The sequence below is a fragment of the Mesocryomonas lacus genome (genome assembly GCF_055730135.2).
Genome location: NZ_JBUZWE020000002.1, coordinates 276,838 through 294,513, shown reverse-complemented (window position 1 = coordinate 294,513; position 17,676 = coordinate 276,838). Strand labels below are relative to the sequence as shown.

At 69.2% G+C, this 17,676-nt stretch carries 13 protein-coding genes; 5 read left to right on the top strand and 8 right to left on the bottom strand.

Annotated elements, in window-relative coordinates; all coding sequences use genetic code 11:
- Nucleotides 1-9 precede the first annotated feature (9 nt).
- From ACZLZY_RS04320 to ACZLZY_RS04295, 6 genes are all read right to left on the bottom strand, one after another.
- Entirely contained in the window at nt 10-471 is a 462-nt protein-coding gene (locus tag ACZLZY_RS04320; RefSeq protein ID WP_472932211.1) for an arsenate-mycothiol transferase ArsC, read from the bottom strand.
- 4 nt (nt 472-475) lie between these two features.
- Nucleotides 476-955 carry a UPF0262 family protein gene (locus ACZLZY_RS04315; protein WP_472932210.1) on the bottom strand — a complete coding sequence of 160 codons (480 nt, stop codon included), beginning with the start codon at nt 953-955 and terminating at the stop codon, nt 476-478.
- A gap of 8 nt (nt 956-963) precedes the next feature.
- Nucleotides 964-2,256, bottom strand: a complete 1,293-nt coding sequence (gene hisD / locus ACZLZY_RS04310) for a histidinol dehydrogenase (RefSeq protein WP_472932209.1) — start codon at nt 2,254-2,256, stop codon at nt 964-966.
- A gap of 47 nt (nt 2,257-2,303) precedes the next feature.
- Nucleotides 2,304-2,768, bottom strand: a complete 465-nt coding sequence (locus ACZLZY_RS04305; protein ID WP_472932208.1) for a DUF2948 family protein — start codon at nt 2,766-2,768, stop codon at nt 2,304-2,306.
- Between the two features lie 102 nt (nt 2,769-2,870).
- Nucleotides 2,871-4,169, bottom strand: a complete 1,299-nt coding sequence (locus ACZLZY_RS04300) for an O-antigen ligase family protein (protein WP_472932207.1) — start codon at nt 4,167-4,169, stop codon at nt 2,871-2,873.
- Nucleotides 4,138-5,124, bottom strand: coding sequence for a glycosyltransferase family 2 protein (locus ACZLZY_RS04295; RefSeq protein ID WP_472932206.1), 987 nt, complete (start codon nt 5,122-5,124; stop codon nt 4,138-4,140). The genes ACZLZY_RS04300 and ACZLZY_RS04295 overlap by 32 nt, the downstream gene beginning before the upstream one ends.
- Before the next feature lie 179 nt (nt 5,125-5,303).
- On the opposite strand from ACZLZY_RS04295, the gene ACZLZY_RS04290 reads away from it, so the two are divergent.
- Genes ACZLZY_RS04290 through ACZLZY_RS04280 form a run of 3 tightly spaced genes read left to right on the top strand, consistent with a single transcriptional unit; the run spans nt 5,304 to nt 8,277 of the window.
- Nucleotides 5,304-6,563 carry a glycosyltransferase family 4 protein gene (locus ACZLZY_RS04290; RefSeq protein ID WP_472932205.1) on the top strand — a complete coding sequence of 420 codons (1,260 nt, stop codon included), beginning with the start codon at nt 5,304-5,306 and terminating at the stop codon, nt 6,561-6,563.
- Nucleotides 6,560-7,372: a WecB/TagA/CpsF family glycosyltransferase gene (locus ACZLZY_RS04285; protein ID WP_472932204.1), complete on the top strand. Its 813-nt coding sequence runs from the start codon at nt 6,560-6,562 to the stop codon at nt 7,370-7,372. The genes ACZLZY_RS04290 and ACZLZY_RS04285 overlap by 4 nt, the downstream gene beginning before the upstream one ends.
- A complete protein-coding gene (locus ACZLZY_RS04280) occupies nt 7,369-8,277 on the top strand; it encodes a DUF6492 family protein (RefSeq protein WP_472932203.1) in 909 nt (302 codons plus the stop codon). Before ACZLZY_RS04285 ends, ACZLZY_RS04280 begins: the two co-directional genes overlap by 4 nt.
- Here the strand turns inward: ACZLZY_RS04280 and ACZLZY_RS04275 are convergent.
- Complete coding sequence (locus ACZLZY_RS04275) at nt 8,249-9,556, bottom strand: lipopolysaccharide biosynthesis protein (RefSeq protein ID WP_496253532.1); 1,308 nt, start codon at nt 9,554-9,556, stop codon at nt 8,249-8,251. The genes ACZLZY_RS04280 and ACZLZY_RS04275 overlap by 29 nt on opposite strands.
- Nucleotides 9,557-9,755: 199 nt before the next feature.
- On the opposite strand from ACZLZY_RS04275, the gene ACZLZY_RS04270 reads away from it, so the two are divergent.
- A complete protein-coding gene (locus ACZLZY_RS04270; RefSeq protein WP_472932201.1) occupies nt 9,756-10,718 on the top strand; it encodes an endo-1,4-beta-xylanase in 963 nt (320 codons plus the stop codon).
- An 83-nt stretch (nt 10,719-10,801) separates the two neighbouring features.
- Entirely contained in the window at nt 10,802-13,069 is a 2,268-nt protein-coding gene (locus tag ACZLZY_RS04265) for a GumC family protein (RefSeq protein ID WP_472932200.1), read from the top strand.
- Nucleotides 13,070-13,124: 55 nt separating this feature from the next.
- On the opposite strand, the gene ACZLZY_RS04260 is transcribed toward ACZLZY_RS04265, so the two are convergent.
- Nucleotides 13,125-17,408 carry a histidine kinase dimerization/phospho-acceptor domain-containing protein gene (locus ACZLZY_RS04260; protein ID WP_472932199.1) on the bottom strand — a complete coding sequence of 1,428 codons (4,284 nt, stop codon included), beginning with the start codon at nt 17,406-17,408 and terminating at the stop codon, nt 13,125-13,127.
- Nucleotides 17,409-17,676 lie beyond the last annotated feature (268 nt).

Below are 17,676 nucleotides of genomic sequence, written 5' to 3'. Positions count from 1 at the left end.
GGGCTGGATTCAGCCTTCGGCCAGCATGCGCTGGCGGATGCGCGCCTCGATCCGCTCGCGCACGTCGCGATAGGCATCGAGAATCTGCTGGCGGCTGCCGGTGACCACGGACGGATCCGGCATCGGCCAGAACTCGACATCGACCGCCTGCGAGCCGGTGCTGTCGAGCACGGTGTGGTGGGCTTCCGGCGCCATGGTGACGATCAGGTCGAAATAGCCGTCGGCGAGTTCCTCCAGCCCCTGCGGCTTGCGGGTGCCGAGGCCGAGGCCCTTCTCGGCCAGCACGACGTCGACGAACGGGTCGCGCTCGCCGCCGCGGATGCCGGCGGAGACGACGTAGGTCGTAGGCGGCAGCAGCGAGCGGGCCAAGGCTTCCGCCATCGGCGAGCGGATGGCGTTCATGCCGCAGACGAACAGCACCGAGGCGATCCGCCGCGCTGCCTTGCCGTCGGGCGTCACGTCGCTCGCCATCGCCTCAGTTCCGCCAGTGCAGCACGCAGATCAGCGTGAACAGGCGCCGCGCGGTATCGAGGTCGACCTCGATCTTACCCGCCAGCCGCTCGCGCAGGACCTGCGATCCGTCATTGTGGATGCCGCGTCGCCCCATGTCGATCGCCTCGATCTGCGAGGGCGTCGCCGAGCGGATCGCCTGGTAGTAGCTGTCGCAGATCAGGAAATAGTCGCGGATGATCCGCTTCAGCGGCGTCAGCGACAGGATGTGAGTGACGACGGCCTCTTCGGTCTCGTCGCGGATGTCGAAAACCAGCCGCTTGTCGACCAGCGAGAGCTTCAGCCGGAATTGCCCGGGCGCAAGGCCCACCGGCTGAAAGTCGTTCTCCTCGATCAAGTCGAAGATCGCCACCGCCCGCTCGTGCTCGATGTCGGGCGTCGCGCGGCCGATGGTGGCGTCGAGGTCGATGGCGATCAGCCGGGAGCCGGAGGGAGTGTTTGCCATCGGATCGCCTAGAGGTTCAGGCGGATAGCGACGGACCGTCCGTGCGCGTCGAGCCCCTCGACGCGCGCCAGTTCGATCGCCGCAGGGCCAAGCTGGCGCAGCTGGTCCGGCCCGAGCTTCAGGGTCGAGGTCCGTTTGACGAAGTCGAGCACCGAGAGCCCCGAGGAGAAGCGCGCCGAGCGCGCAGTCGGCAGGACGTGGTTGGAGCCGCCGACATAGTCGCCGATGACCTCCGGCGTATGGCGGCCGAGAAACACCGCGCCGGCATTGCGGATCTTCGCAAACAGCGCGTCGGGATCGTCGACGGCAAGCTCCAGATGCTCGGCCGCGATCCGGTCGGCCAGTGGCGGGGCTTCGGAGAGATCGCTCACGAGGATGATCGCGCCGAAATCGCGCCAGCTGGCGGCGGCCGTCTCCTGGCGGGACAGCCGGGTCAGCTGCAGCTCGACGGCCGCGGCCACCGCATCAGCGAAGGCCGCGTCGTCGGTGATCAGAATCGACTGCGCGGCGGCGTCGTGCTCGGCCTGCGCCAGAAGATCGGCGGCGATCCAGGCGGGGTCGTTGCTGCCGTCGGCGATAACGAGGACTTCCGAGGGACCGGCGATCATGTCGATGCCGACCATGCCGAAGACCTGGCGCTTGGCGGCGGCGACGTAGGCATTGCCGGGGCCGACGATCTTGGCGACCGGGCGAATGGTTTCGGTACCATAGGCGAGCGCGGCCACAGCCTGCGCCCCGCCGACGCGGTAGATCTCGTCGACGCCGGCGATGCGCGCGGCCGCCAGCACCAGAGGATTGAGCGTGCCCTTCTGCGCCGGCACCACCATCGCGATGCGCTCGACGCCCGCGACCTTGGCCGGAATGGCGTTCATCAGCACCGAGGACGGATAGCTCGCAGCGCCCCCCGGCACGTAGAGCCCGACCGATTCTACCGCCGTCCAGCGGCTGCCGAGCTCGACGCCGATCGCATCGGTATAGACATCGTCCTTCGGCATCTGGCGCGCGTGGTGGCTGGTAATGCGGGAGTGTGCCAGCTCGAGCGCTTCGAGCGTCACCGCGTCGGTGCGGCGATAGGCATCCTCGACCTCGTCCGCACCGATGCGGATCGTTTCGGGCGTCAGCTCCAGCCCGTCGAAGCGCGCCGTCAGCGTGATGAGGGCCGCGTCGCCATTCTCGCGGACATCACCGACGATGGTGCGAACGACGGCGTCGACATCGGCCGAGACCTCGCGCTTGGCGCCCAGTAGCGCAGCGAAGCCGGCTTCGAAATCAGCGGCGCTTGTGGTCAGCCTGACCGGCAATGGCTTATCTCCCCGCGCCCGGCCGCCGAACCGGCGTGTGCCGGCTTCTAGCGGTCGTCGGGCTGATCATGATCGGGGCGCGCGGTGGTGGACCAGGCGGCGCCAAGATCCGTCAGACGCGCCTCGACGCATTCGACGTCGAGCCTTATCGCGGACCCGCCGGCAAAGACAAGCTCGATCCGGCCCGAGGGCAATTCGCCCGGCTCGAAACGCATCGTCAGCAGCGACAGCACCTGCTCGCCGACGGCGGGATCGAAGCCGATCCGCTGCACGCCGCGGACACGGGTGAAGTGCAGGCCGGCACGCCGCCGCTCGTAGTCGCGGCGGCGAAACAGGCTGAAGCGGGCGCGGGCCTCGGTCTTCTCCCAGACGAAGCGGTTCATCAGGAGGTCGAAGGTGCCTGTCCGCGCCGAATAGCTGCAGTCCTCGAGGCGCACCACGCTGTCCTGGCAATGGGCGGACAGGATGGCGAGGTCGTCCGCATCGACGGCATCGAGACGCAGGCTGTCCATGAAAGGGCCTTCCGGTTTGGCTATGCAACTGACGCGCTGGAAATAGGCCGCACCCCGGCCGCGCCCAGCCATTCGCACGGATTTCGGCCCGTCGCCACCGTTTCACGGCGCGATGCGGAAGCGTGACAGCAGCCGCAGGCCGACGACGGAGATCCAGGCGAGCATCCAGGACGGGTCGGCGCGCTTGAACAGATAGCTCTCGAGGAAGGAGTTCAGCAGCATGAAGGCGAGCACCATCAGGAAGAGATCGGCCAGCATCTCGTTCTCGGTGCCGGCCCGGCAGCGGACATAGTCGGCGAACGGCAGCAGAATGAGCATGACCGCCGCCAGCGCCAATGCGGGCCAGCCCATGGCGATGGCGATGTCGAGATAGCCGTTGTGCGAGTGGACGATGCCGCGCGGATCCCAGGACAGCTCGAACGGCGTCTCGGCGCCGAGGACGTTGGAGGTCAGCCAGAAGGATTCAAAGCCCCAGCCGGTCCATTGCCGCGGTGCCATGGTGTCGACGGCGAACCGCCAGAGATCCATGCGGCCGGTGAAGGTGGTGCCCGGCAGCACGGCCTGCAGCAGGCCATCGAGCGTCGGCGACACCGCAGCGCCGAGCGTCATCAGCGCCATTAGCGCGGCGACGAAGCCGAGGATCGCCACCGGCAGCACCCGCCCGCCAAAAATCCGCGCACCGACGATCAGGCAGGCGACGAGCGGCACCAGCGCGGCGGAGGTCTTCGAGCCGGTCTTGTAGACGAAGAGGGCGGCAAGGAGGGTGATGACCCAGCCGAACCAGCGCTCGCCGCTGCGCAGGAGGTAGAGGCCGACGAAGAACAGCGCGGCCATGACGGGACCTGCGACATTCTTGTGGCTGTAGATGCCGCGCCAGAGGTCGGCATGCTCCGGCTCGTCGCCGCTTGCCGTGTGAATGGCGATATCCGGCAGGACGACGAGACCGGCATAGGACAGGCCGAGCACCGCCAGCGCGCCGGCGATCAGCACCACGCGAAACCCGCGCGCGGTCGTCGGCAGGCAGACGACGCCCGTCGCCGCGACCATGGCGAAGAGCGAGAACAGCACGGCGCGAAAGGCTGCATCCGGCCAGTTGGACTGGGTGATGGAGAAGACGAGCCAGGCCGCCATCAGCAGCCAGGTCGGTCGCAGCAGCGACAGCGCCACGCGGCGATCGGTGAACATCAGGTGGCCGAACAGCGCCAGCAGCCCGAGGCTGCCATAGCCGATCTGGTTGATCACATTGCCGCTGTCGGCGGTCGCCGCGCTCTGCACGTTGAACGGCGTGAACGAGACCAGGAGAACGACGAAGACGGCCGCCCCCAGCATCGTGCGGACGGCCTCGACGGTCTGCTGCTCCAGCGACGGTTCAGTTCTGTTCGGGGCGGCGGTACTGCTCATTCACCCTCCCGAACTCGGCCTGGAACCGGCCGATGGCGACCTGGACGGGATAGAGACCGATGGCGGCGGACCGTGCCTTCCATCCCTGTCTGATAGCCCTGAACGGCGAGGCTGCCAACAGCGCCAGGCTCTTGGCCACACGCCGCCGGGTGCCGGCCGCGCCGGGGTCGGCCCGGCGCTCGATGATCGCCGAGATCGCGCCATTGCGCAGGCTACGCGCCTGGATCCAGCCGAACTCGGTGCGCCGGGCCGGCGTCGTCTCGAACACCGGCGCCTCCTCGCACCAGCCGAAGCGAAAGCCCCGCCGGCGGGCGCGGGCATAGAAATCGCTGTCGCCGCCGCCGATGAAATTGAAGGCAGTGTCGAGGAAGGGCGCACCCATCGCCTCCAGCACGGCGCGCCGGATCAGCACGTTACCGGAGGAGTAGAGGATCGGCACCGGCCCGGTCGCGGCATAGTGCGGCGTGAAGACGGGATGGCGGGCATAGCCGAGCGCTGCGCCCGGCTCGAACACCGGCCGCTGCGGGCCGCCGACCATATCGGCGCCGATCGCCTCTGCCGCCTGGCAGAGACGCTCGATCCAGTCCGCACCGGCGCATTCGTCGTCGTCGATGACAAGGAGATGCTCGAGGGCGGGAAATTCGGTGAGCGCCGTCTGCCAGCCGGCATTGTAGGCCGAGCAGTTGCCGCGCTCGTGCGCGACCAGCACCAGACCGGTCACCGCGCCCGCGGAAAACATTTTCCCGGCCGCGGCAAGGCCCGCTCTCGCCTCGGCGTCGTTCTCCATGACGATGACGGCAAAGCGCCGCGTCGTCTGCTGGGCCGTCAGCGAGGCGAGCGTCTTCAGGAGATGATCGGGCCGGCGGAAAGTCGGCAAGGTTACGACCACCGTCGTCTGAGCGGCGGCCTCGCTCAAGTGGGGCGAGCGCACTTCGATGGTGATGGATTGGCGCATGCACCGTCCCGGTCCGTGCCCATGCCTCGGGCGGATGAGAGGAGCAGACGATAGATTAGTGAAGATGCGCTGAAGCGTCGTGCCGTGATCCCGACTAATTTAGGCGGCAATGAGCTTGGCGCAGGGCGTTAGCACAATCTCAAGGCGTTGCCGCCATGCTAGGATGCGATTGCACCGCCATGGTCGACCCAATGCATCTCCTGTTCATCACCTCCCTCCTGCCGACCAGCGCGCCCGCGTCCGGTTTCGAGATCGCCAATCAGGCCATCATCGAGGAATATACCCGTCAGGGCGTGCGGCTTTCCTTCGCCGGTTTCCGTCGTCCGGGCGCCGCGCCGGCGCAGGAGGGCGAGCTCGACCTCGGCGAGATGGCGATCGAAAACGCCGCTGTCGGCCGCCGGCAGAAGCTGGCCTGGCTGACCCGCGCCGTCGTCCGCGGCCTGCCTATCTCGGCCGCCAAGCTTGCGGTTCTCTCCGAGGAGCGGCTGAGGGCCGCCATCGCCAAGGCCGGCCCGATCGACGGCTACGTCCTCAACTCGATCCAGATGCCGGCGGCCTATCCGTTTCTCATCAGCGACAAGCCCTCGGTCTTCATCGCCCACAATGTCGAGCACCGCTCCGCCGCCGAGAATGCCAGGACGGCGCGCTCGCTCGGCGCGCGGTTGTTGTACCGGCGCGAGGCACGGCTTCTCGGCCGCGCGGAGCAGGCGGTCTGCGCCGCCGCCGCGGTCGTGCACACGCTGAGTGCCGACGACGGAACGGCGCTCGGTCTCGGCGGCGATCCACGCTGCCACCCGCTGGCGCTGAGCATCGGCCGCGCGCTCCTGCCGGACGACGGCCGGCGCAGCCAGGACATCGGGCTGATCGGCACCTGGAGCTGGGCCCCCAACCGCGCCGGCCTCGACTGGTTCATCGAGGAAGTGGTGCCGCTCCTGCCCTCGACGCTGTCGATCGTGATTGCGGGCCGCTTCGACGGCAAGCCGCCCGCCGCCCCCAGCAATGTGCGCTTTGCCGGCCGGGTCGACGACGCGCAGGCCTTCGTGCGCGCCTCCCGCGTGATCGCGCTCGCCACGAAGGGCGGCACCGGGGTGCAGCTGAAGACGATCGAGACCTTCGAGGAAGGATTGCCGGCGGTGGCGACGACCGCGGCGCTGCGCGGCGTCGACCGGCTGCCGGAGAACGTCCGCGTCGCCGACGATGCGGCAGGCTTCGCCGCGGCCCTGTGCGAGAGCGTCGCTGGCGAGCGCCAGGGCGCCGTCCAGCGCTGCAGCGGTTTCGGCTTCATGCTGGCCCAGCGCCAGGCGCTCTCGGCCGGCGTGCAAGCCGGCCTTTCCAACCTTGCCTTCGCGCTGGCCCATCCGGCCCGTCCGACGGAAACAGGCGCCGCCGCCGGCAGGGCCAACCCTGTCCTGCCGCCGCGCGGAGTAGCACGCGGATGATTTTCGCCGGCGCCATCATCACCCCGCCGCTCTCGGCCGGCGAGAGCAAGCCCGCGCCCGAGCACCGGCGCATCTGCGGCCTCGACATCCTCGCCGCCCCGGCGGGGCTGGCCGCCGAGATGCTGCGCGAGCGGCTGGAGAACGGCGTCTACACGCCGGTCGGCTTCGTCAACGCCCATTGCGTCAACCTCGCCGCCGGCAAGCCGGAATTCCGCGCCGCCCTCAGCGACTTCGTGCTGCTGCCCGACGGCCTCGGCATCGATCTCGGCGCGCAGCTGCTGTTCGGCGAGAGCTTTCCCGACAACCTCAACGGCACCGACTTCGTGCCCTTCCTGCTGTCGACGCTGACGCGCCCGATGCGGATCGCGCTGATCGGAGCGTCGGACGGGATCGTCGAGCGGGCGGCCGATGCGCTGACCCTCGACCATCCGCAGCATGTCTTCCTGCCGATCGGCCACGGCTTCTTCGCCGAAGGGCCCGAGACCGAGAAGATCCTCGGCCGGTTGCGGGCGGCGCGCGCCGACATCGTCCTGGTGGCGCTCGGCATGCCGCGCCAGGAACTGTTCATCGCAAGGCACCTCGACGCGGATCATGCGACCATGTCGATCGCCGTTGGCGCCCTGCTCGACTTCATGGCCGGCAAGGTCCCGCGCGCCCCGTCGACCATACGCCGGCTGCGGCTGGAATGGGCGTACCGGCTGATGATCGAGCCACGGCGGCTGTGGCGCCGCTATCTCCTCGGCAACCCGCGCTTCATGCTGCGCATCCTGATGGAATGGCGCCGCTCGGTGGGCAGGCGGCCGCGTTGATTCCTGCCGAGCCCCGCAACGCTCAGCTGCCGACGGCGATCGTCACCGCCAGCTATCGCGGCGACTTCGAGCGGTGCCGCCTCTTGTGCGAGAGCATCGACGCCCGCGTCACCGGGCAGACCCGCCACCTGATCCTCGTCGAGGCCGCCGACGTCGCGCTGTTCCAGCCGCTCGCCGGCCCGAGGCGCGAGATCATCTCGGAGCGCGATCTGCTGCCGTTCTGGCTGCGGCCGTTTCCCGATCCCTTAAGCCTCGGGAAACGGCGCGTCTGGCTGTCGCCGAAGGGGCCGCCCCTCCGCGGCTGGCATGTGCAGCAGCTCCGGCGCCTGGCGATCGCCGCCCTGATGCCGGAGACGGTGATGGTGTCCTGCGATTCCGACGTGGTCTTCGTGAAGCCGTTCGACGTCGGCAGCTTCCAGCAAGACGGGGCGGTCGAGTTCTACCGGATCGCCGATGCGCTGCGGACGGTTCTGCCCGGACTGATGGACCATCACATCGGCTGGTCGCGCCGCGCCGGGACGCTGCTCGGCATCGCCGAGCCGGAGGTCACCGATCCCGGCTATATCGCGACCCTCATCGCCTGGCGCACCGATACCGCCCGCGAGATGATGGCGCGGATCGAGGCGGTCGGGCGCCGGTCGGCGATGAGCTGCCTTGCCGCCAGCCGGCAGCTCTCGGAATGCACGATCTACGGCCGCTTCGTCGACGAGGTCGAGAAGAAGCCGGCGCGGCATTTCGCGTCCGAGCGTCGTCTCTGCCGCACCTACTGGAGCGGCGCGGCGATGAACGGGGACGAACTGCAGGATTTTGCCGCCGAGATGGCGCAAGAGCAGGTGGCGATCGGCATCCAGTCGTTCACCGGCACCGACACCGCGCTCATCCGGCGGGCTGCCGGACTGGCGTGACGCCATCCGGCTGCGGCCTCTGCCGCGGCTTGCGGTCGAAGGCGAAATAGGTCGCCGCGCCCGAAACCAGCCAGAGCACCAGGAAGAGCCCGTTCAGCCCGGCGATCCAGCTGGTTTCGCCAGCATCGGCATCGGCCAGCAACAGAACCAGCAGCCCGGCTTTGATGAGCCCGACGAGGGCCAGCACCAGCACCCGGATCGTGGTCATGCCGCGGGCATAGAGCAGCTCGCTCTGGTACTCCACGAGATTGCGGAAGGCCGGCACCAGCAGCGCCACCAGCACCAGCGGCGCGGCGTCTGCGACGTTGCGGCCGAGGGCAGTCGGGAAGAAATGCAGGAAACCGCCGAGGAAGGCGAGCCCGGCGATCGACACCGCGGCAATGCCGGCCTCGATCGAGATCCGCACCCGCCAGGAGGCCAGCCATTTCGGCGTCTTCATCAGCTTCTGCACCACCATCGTGTTGAACGAGCGGATCGGCAGGGCGGTGAGGTCGACCAGCCGCATCAGGATGGCATAGATGCCGGCAATGGCGGGGCCGCCGATCGACAGGACCAGCAGCTTGTCGAGCTCGGACTGGAGATAGAAGATGATCTCGGCGCCCGCGACGGAAACGCTGTCGCGCCAGCGGGCGAGATAGAGGCGCGGCGTCCAGCGCAAGCGGATGCGGGGGTAGAAGAACAGCACCGCCATGGCGAGCGCCAGCGCATTGGCCGCCATGTAGGTCAGCGCCCAGGCGATCAGCGAGCCGTCCGACAGGCTGGCGAAGCCGACCGCCCCGACCGCCCGGATCGCCGACCCCAGGATGACGAGGATGGCGGCGCGGCCGAAGCGGCCGAGGCCGTTGTTGACGATGCAGACCACCTCCAGCGAGCGCCAGAAGACCACCTCGGCCGCCACCACGGCGGCGAAGGCGGCGACGCTCATCTGCCCGGCGAAGAACGCGGCGTAGAAGACCGCCGCCGCCAGCGCGACCAGCGGCAAGGAGGCGGCGAGCGCGGCGAGGTAGCCGGCCGTATAGGCGCCGACCAGCCGGCGGCGCCCGGTGGCGACGCGGTAGAGCGGCGAGACGAAGCCGAAACTGGCAATGCGCGACAAGACGACGCCGGTCGCCGACGCGGTGGCGAACAGTCCGAAATCGGCGACGGTCAGGCCGTTGGCGACCGAGACGAAATAGGCGAGCGACAGCACCAGCCGGCCGAGCGAGCCGCCCATCAGGTTCGCATAATCCGTGACAAGGCCGAGATTGGCCCTTAGCCTCGTCTTCCAGAGCCCCAGCATCGCCAATCCCCGAGCAAACATGGCCATTCCCGACAGACGCCGCCGCCGGAACGAGGCGCGGACGCCCACGATCGACCCCGGCGCCAACGCAGCTATAGCCGGACCGGGCTTAACGCGGCGTTCGTTAGTCGCGGGGGCCGCAGCCCTCGGGCTCGGCTTGCCCCTGGCGCCCGGCAGAGCGGGCGCCGCATGCCGCCCGGTGCCTTTCGGCGCCGCGATCCAGAACGAGCTGCTCGACGGCGACCCGGCCTATGCGAAAGCCTTCCTCGACCATTGCGACCTCATCCTGCCGATGAACGAGCTGAAGCTCGCCGACCTCCTGCGGCCGAGCGCCGAGACGTTCGACTTCGCCCCGGCCGACCGGATCGTCGACCTCGCGACCTCGAACGGCCGGCTGACGCGCGGCCACGCCCATGTCTGGTGGAACGTGGTGCCCGCTTGGCTGGAGGCGATCACCGCGCCCGGCGGGGCCGAGGCGGCGCTCGTCCGGCACATCGACACGGTGATGCGGCGCTACCGCGGCCGGCTGCAAAGCTGGGACGTCGTCAACGAGGTGATCGCGCATGAACCGACGGAGGACGCGCCGCTGCGCGACAGCTACTGGCTGAAGGTGATGGGCCCGCGCCACATCCCCGTCGCCTTCCGGGCGGCGGCCGCGGCAGATCCGGGCGCGCGGCTGGTGCTGAACGACTACGACCTCGAATTCGAAGGTCCGCGCTACGACCTACGACGGGCGGTCGCGCTGTCGATCGTGCGGCAGCTGCAGGACGCCGGAATCCGCATCGACGCCGTCGGCATCCAGGGGCATCTCTATGCCGACCAAAGGATCGACGTGCCCGCTGTCGCGGCCTTCGGCCGGTCGCTGAAGGCGATGGGCGTGTCGCTCGCCGTCACCGAGCTCGACATCATCGACTGGAACATCCGCGGGGGGCCGGAAGAACAGGATGCCGCGGCCCTGCGGATCGTCGGCGACCTCCTCGACGGCGTGTTCGATGCGGGTCGTCCGGACGCGGTGATCTCATGGGGCATGTCCGACCGCTACAGCTGGATCGAGGAGGTGATGCCGCGCCGCGACGGCAAGCCTTGCCGACCCCTGCCACTCGACGCCGATTACCGGCCGAAGCCATGGTTCGATCTCATACGAAAAAGACTGGCTTGCTGACGAAATAATGTCACTCTGAGGCGTTAACGTTTTGTTTTCCATCTTGCTTCACTTTCCCTCAAGAGCTCTTTCCGACTGGTGCCATGTTCACGTCCGAGGAAACATCGACGAAGGCTGCGGACATCCGGCCAGACCCGGCGCCCGCAACGGCGCCGCTCGGGCGTGAGGACCGCCGTCGCGCCAACCCGACATCGCTGATCGACCCGGTCTACGTCGCGCGGTCGGTGTGGAAGTCGAAATTCCTGATCCTCGGCGCAACGGTCGCCGGCGCGGCCCTGGCGGTCATCGTCGCCGCCAATACGCCAAAGCAATATGTCGCGACGACGCAGATCCTGATGGATCCGCGCGACCTGAAGGTCGTCGCCAACGAGATCACCCCGAACGGCCTGCCCTCCGACGCGACCCTCGCTTTGATCGAGAGCCAGACGGCGGTCATCATGTCGAGCAACGTCCTCTCGCGGGTCATCGAGCAGGCAAAGCTCGAGCAGGATCCAGAGTTCAACGGCCAGGCAGGCACCGGTTTCGGGGCGCTCGTCTCGGCGGCGCTGCAGGCGCTTCTCGGCGGCGCCAAAGGTGCCCCGGAGGACCCTGAATACGAGACGCTGGCGCAGCTTCGGCATGCCCTGACGGTCGACCGCGAGACCAAGAGCTTCGTCATCAACCTGTCGGTCGACAGCCAGTCGCCGGACAAGGCGGCCGAGATCGCCAATCTCGTCGCCAGCGTCTTCATCGACGAGCAAGGACGGGTGCAGTCCGAGACCGCCCGCCGCGCGACCACCGCGATCACCTCCCGCCTGTCGGAACTGCGCAAGAGCGTGGTGAACGCCGAGCAGGCGGTGGAGGACTACAAGAGCCAGAACGCGCTGATCGGCGTCGGCGGGCGGCTGGTCGACGACGACTACATCACCCGCATCAACGACCAGCTGGCCAAGGCGCGCGGCGACATCACCGCGCTGCGCGTGAAGGCCGAGTCCATGCGCAGCGCCAGCGTCGAGGACGTGGTGCGCGGCACGCTGCCGGAGGAGCTCAGCTCCGAGGTGCTGGTGCGGCTGCGCACGACCTATTCCGACCTCAGCCAGCAGGCCGCGGCCCTCGCCACCAAGCTCGGCACCCGCCATCCCCAGCGCATCGCCAGCGAGGGTGCGCTGTCCTCTTCGCGCCAGGCGATCGCCGCCGAGCTGTCGCGCATCGTCGCCGCGGCGCAGACCGAACTCGCCCGCGCCGAGACGACGGAGCGCGACCTCACCGCGCAGATCGCCGACCTCAAGGAAAAGCAGGTCACGACCTCCGGCTCCTTCGTCAAGCTGCGCGAACTCGAGCGCGAGGTGGACGCCTCCCGCGCCGTCTACGAGGCCTTCCTGCTGCGCGCCCGTGAAACCGGCGAGCAGGAGAGCCTCAACACCGCCAACGTCCGCGTCATCTCGCAGGCGACGCCGCCGCAGAAGACCACCGGCATGTCGCGCAAGACGATGGTGCTGGCCGGCGGCATGCTCGGCTTCATCGCCGGCATCGGCCTCGCCACGCTCTTCGCCATCGCCCGGCTGCTGCGGGCGGTGTTCGCCGATCGCCGCCGCAGCCGGAGGCCACGCGTCGTGGTCGAGGATCTTCGCGCGGCAGCAGCGCCCACCGCGGTGATGGCGAACGCATCACCCTCCCCCAGCGCAGCGCCGGATCGTATCGAGATCCGCATGCCGCCCGTCGCTCCCGCGGAGCCGGCAGCGGCAGCGGTCAAGGCCGCAGAGGCGGCCGAAGCGATGCGGCGCGAGCGAGAGCTCCAGGCAGAGGCCGAAGCGGCAAGGCAGCGCGAGCAGGCCGCTTCCGCCGCCGCCGTAGCGGAAGCGGCGGCGCAAGCCGCGCGGCAGGAAGCCATGGCCCGCCAGTGGGAGGCCGAGGCCGCCGAGAACGACCGATTGAGCGATGCCGCGAGGCGGGCGCGGGCAGCCCTGCGCGCCATGGGCACGGCCCCGGCGACCCAGCCGGACGGCCTCTTTGACCTCGACGCCCAGCCGATCCGCCAGCCGACCCGCGAGGAGGCGCTCCTCCAGGCCAATCTCGAAAGACTGCAAGCGGCGTCCGCGCCCTTGACGAAAGACGCGGCGCCGGTCGCCGACCTGCCGCTCGCCAGCGCCGGGGAACGGGCCGCCCGGCCCGTGCCGAGTGCCGAGCGCCTGTCGCTGCGCGACCGGGTGCGCGCGCTCTCGCTGGCGAAGGATGTTGAAATCGAGGATGAGCGGCGCCGCGACGCGGCGCTCGCGCCGGAAGTCGCCTCGCTGCACGACGAGATCCAGACGGTGAAGCAGGCGATCGCCGACATCCGCCGCCGCCGCGGTTCAGGCTCCTCCGGAACCTGAACCCCGCCGAAGGCGCGGCCCGCGTCGGCCCGCCATCCCGATCATTTCCGCCGGTTCAGTCGGCGAGAACGCGCTGCGAGGGAAAGGCGATCTCGACCAGCGTCCCCTCGTTCGGGGTGGAGCTGATCGCGAACTGCGCGCGGTTCGCCTCGACCATTGCCTTCGTCAGCGGCAGGCCGAGACCTGTCCCCTCGCCGCGGTTGGCGCTCGGCGCATGTACCTGCTGGAACGGCGTCAGGGCGATCTCGATCTCGCGCTCGGTCATGCCGATGCCGGAATCCCGGAACCGCAGCAGCACGTCGCCATCGGCTGTGTAGGTGGTCGATGCGATGATCTGCCCGCCGGCCGGGGTGAAGCGGATGGCGTTAGCGACGAGGTTCAGCGCGATCTGGCGCATGGTGCGGCGGTCGGCGACCACCGGCGGCACCGAGGACGGCAGGTTGGAGCGCACGATCACCCGCTCGCGGTTGGCCTGCGGCTGCATCAGCGACACCACCTCCGACACCACCTCGTTCAGCGACACCGCCTCGAAGGCGAGGTCGAGCTTGCCGGCCTCGATCTTGGAGATGTCGAGGAGATCGTTGACGAGGTCGAGCACGTGGTGGCCCGAGCGCTTGATGTCGCCGAGATATTCCAGATAGCGCTCGTTGCCGATCGGGCCGAAGCATTCCGACGCCATGACGTCGGCAAAGCCGATGATGGCGTTCAGCGGCGTGCGCAGCTCGTGGCTGATATTGGCGAGGAAGCGGCTCTTGTGGAGGCTCGCCGCCTCGGCCTGCCGGCGGGCGTTGACGAGGTCTTCCTCGATCCGCTTCCAGTGGGCGATGTCGCGGATGACGACGCACCAGCCACGCTCGCCCGAGAGCCGGCCGATGGTGATGAACAGCGGGATGAAGCCGCCTTGCGCGACGCGCCCGATCACCTCGCGGCCATCGTTGAGGATGCCCGCGAGCCCGTCGTCGCGCAGCATGTCGAGATAGTCGAGCGTCGCCTTCTGGCTCTCGTGCGCAAAGAGGGTGGAGAGATGCCGCCCGCTGTGATCGCCCTCGCCCGTGCCGAACAGGGCCTGCGCCGAGCCGTTCATGCCGCGGATCGTGCCGGCGGGATCGAGCAGCACGATGCCGTCGGTCGCGGTATCCAACACCGTCTGCAGTTCCTCGACCTGCTGGCGCAGATCGACCGTCTCCGGCGCGGCTTCCGGCACCTCCGGCAAGTGCGCCACGGCGGCGGCATCCCGCGGCGACGGCGTGAACGACATCAGCAGGCTGGAGCGCCCCCCGAAGGTCGCCCGCTGCATGTGCACGCGCACGTCGATCACCTGCCCGCTGGACCTTCGGATCGCCAGTTCGCCGGCATGGCCGAGATCGCCGCGGTCGGCGAACAGGGCCTCCAGGCCACCGGCCGCCTCCAGCGCTTCGATGCTTTCATACCCGCTGAGATCCTGGAACTCGCGATTGCCATAGACCAGCCGGCCGTGCGCCTCGGCCAGCACCGGCAGCGGCAGCGAGGCGAAGACGGCTTCGAGATCCAAGGCGAGCGCCGCCTGTTCCGCGGCCTCGTCGACCACGGCTTCCTCGTGATCGTCAACGGTCTCGGCGTCCCCAGCAACGGGAGCGTCCTCTTCCGGTGCGATCGCCTCGGGTGCGGCAGTCGCGAAGTCGGCGACGCCGAGAGCGGCGTCTTCAAGTTCAGCCGATGGCTCGGGCGAGAACACGGGGCGCGCCGTCGCCTCGCCGGTCTCCGCCTCTTCGGGTGTGGACTCGGCGCTCGCGGTCCCGTCGCCCACTGCGTCGTTGGGCTCAGTGGAGAGCTCCGCCGGGGCGGAGGCCCAAGGCGAGACCGTCACCACAACCGGCCGTGCGGATTCTTCCGCGGCGTGCTGCTCCGTGCCGCCGGCGAGGTCGTCCTCAGCGGGAACGCGCTCGGCTGGTTCATGTATCACGCCCGACGCAGGGATCTCGATCTCCGCTCCATCCGCATCGGCCTCAGCCGCTTCGGTGGCGCGCTGCGCATCGTCGGCCGGCAGCGGCGAAGGCTCGGCCGCTGTTTCCGCCGGACGACCGGGCTCGTCGGCGGGCACCGGAAGGCTCGGCGCCACATGCTGAGCGCGCGCATCGGTCGGCGCGGGGTTAAGCGTGTCGGTGACCGTCTTCGGCACCATCCCGGCGCGCTCGCCGAGCTTCAGGCCGATCGCGCGGAAGGCCGCCTCCTCGGCGTCGGACAGCGCCCCCTCGCGCGGGCGGCGGCGCTCTTCCAGCTGGATGACCTTCGGCGTGCCGTCGGTCGGGGCGGCATCAGGGTTCGACGCGAGCGCCTCGGACGTCGCCTCTTCCTCCACTGGCGCGGCCGGCCGGCGCCCGAAAGATGCCGCCTCGAACGTCTTCAGCAGCGGCTTCTGCGCCGTCGCCGTCTCGGTCTCAGGAACAGCGCCCGGCACAGGCTCGGCCGCCTCCTCCGGCGAGACGTCGGTGACGGGCGGAGCGCCGGCCTCGGCAGCGACGGGACGGTCGCCGAGGATCATGCCGATGGCCTCGGGGTCCTCGACCGACTCGTTCATCCGGACGATTCCGAAACCGCGGAAACCGTCGAAACTACGGTCGCGGGCATAGATCGGAAGGGCTGCAAGATCGACCGGCACCTTGCGATCGCTGCCTTCGACCGGCCAGAGGATGCTGCGGCCGGACCAGGTATCGCGGCGGTCGAGAAGCCGGGCGATCTCGCCATCCGCGTCGAAACCGAAAACCGTGGCGACCTCGCGAAAACTGCGGCCGCCAACATCGGCCGCTTGCGGCCCGACGGCCGCCGAGAATTCCGGCGTCAACGTCCGGAACTTGCCCTCACGGTCGATCTGCCAGACGAAGCGCACCGGCGCCATGTCGAAGCGCGGCTGGAAGGGAGGCGCGGCATCGCTCGCCTCTGCCGAGGGCGGAACCGCGTCGCGCGACGACACAGGCTGCGGTGCCGTGGGCTGTAGCGCCATAGGCTCGGCCGCCTGCGGCTCGGCAGACGAGCAGTCGCCCGCCGGCTCGGTTTCCGATGACAGGGCCTCAGTAGCCGGAGGCACATCCCGGGCCAGACGGACTGTGTCGGCCACGGAGGCCGCCATCGCGAAATCTTCGCCAGCGACCGTATCGGACGCATCGTCTGAAGCGACAGGCGGCTCGGTTACTGCATTCTCGTCGGCCAAAAGCTTGACGGTTTCCGGCTCGTGAGGGAGATCCGCCGCATCGGCAGGCGCGTCGACCTGCTCGGCCGTCGCGGACGCCTTCTCATCTGCTTCAGTTTCGACAGGAAGACCCGCGTCGGCTGCCGCGAACGGCAGCTCCGGCTCGGGCGAAGATATGGTCGCCTCGACGCTTTGCTCGGGTAATACCGGCGCCGGTGAGGCCTCAAAGGAACCGTCGACGGCACGCGAGGGTGCCACCGGTTCCGCCGTATCGACGGGCGCCCGGGCCTGCGGCTCCGCTGCCATCGGCGCATCGGGAGAGGCGTCCGGACTTGCGTCCGGCGCTTCGTCGCTAGCCGGCGCTTCCGGCAGAGGGTCCTCGATGGTCTCAGGCTGATCGGCACCGGTCTGGCGGGTGTGCCAGCGCTGGAGCAGGCCGTTCATGCTCATCCGGCCACCGCGGTCGCTGGAGAGCTTGCGGCGCTTGACCGAGAAATAGCTGCGCGGCGCTGGCTCCCCCTCCGAATCGAGAGGATCGGCCGGCTCTTCAGGCGCTGCCGGCGCGGCGGGCCGCGGCTCCTGCTGGACCAGCACCAGGCCTTCGCCGACGAGAGCGAGCGTCGTCTGCGCCGCGGGATCGTCGACCTCGCCGAGCGCCTGCCCCGCCGCGATGAAGGAGGCGATGCCTTCTGCAAGGCTGTCGGTCGCGCGGAACGCCGTTGTGGCGGCCAGGGCGCCCCCGGCATCATAGATGGCGGCAGTCTCAAGCCGGCTGTCGGCCAGAAGGCTCCCCGCCCAGGCGACGTCGGAACTCACCGCCGGCCGCAGGTCGGGCAAGGTCAGCAGCACCAGGTCGGCCGCCTCGATGCGCCGAAGTGTTGCGACCACGGCCTTGGAGGCGCGGCCGACGGACGAACGGACGAGAATGCGCGCCTCGCCCCAGCTCTCGACCGAGCGGGCGGACGCCTTGATCTGCCGCGCGATGAGCGCGGTGGCGTCCAGGCTGGTCTCGCCGACCGACAGCCCGAGCGCCGCGCGGCCGGGGGCGTTGGCCCAGAGCACCTCGCCCAGCGTGAGGTCGAAGGCGACGAGCCCCGCACCGGCGGCGCCGGCGTCACGGACTTCGCGCAGCGTCATGATGGCGAGCGGCGAGGATCCTGGCAGTCTGGTCATTCCGAACCGATCCGTGGCGAGCTGGCGGCATGGCGCCCCAGCACTGGCTTAACGTCTCATTAATAATCACAGGGCGCAGGCTTATCCAGAAGCTTTGGCGCCCACACCCGACGGCTTTGCAGAAGGGTTAATTAAAGCTCTAAGCTGATCCCTCGCTGGCGTCAGAATATGTTGCAGTGCACAATGCGATCTGCTAAACAAATAGGCAGCTTAGGGCCTACGGCCAAAGGGCCGAGCCTTAAGTGATCCGGCGCTTTCGGGAGGACGG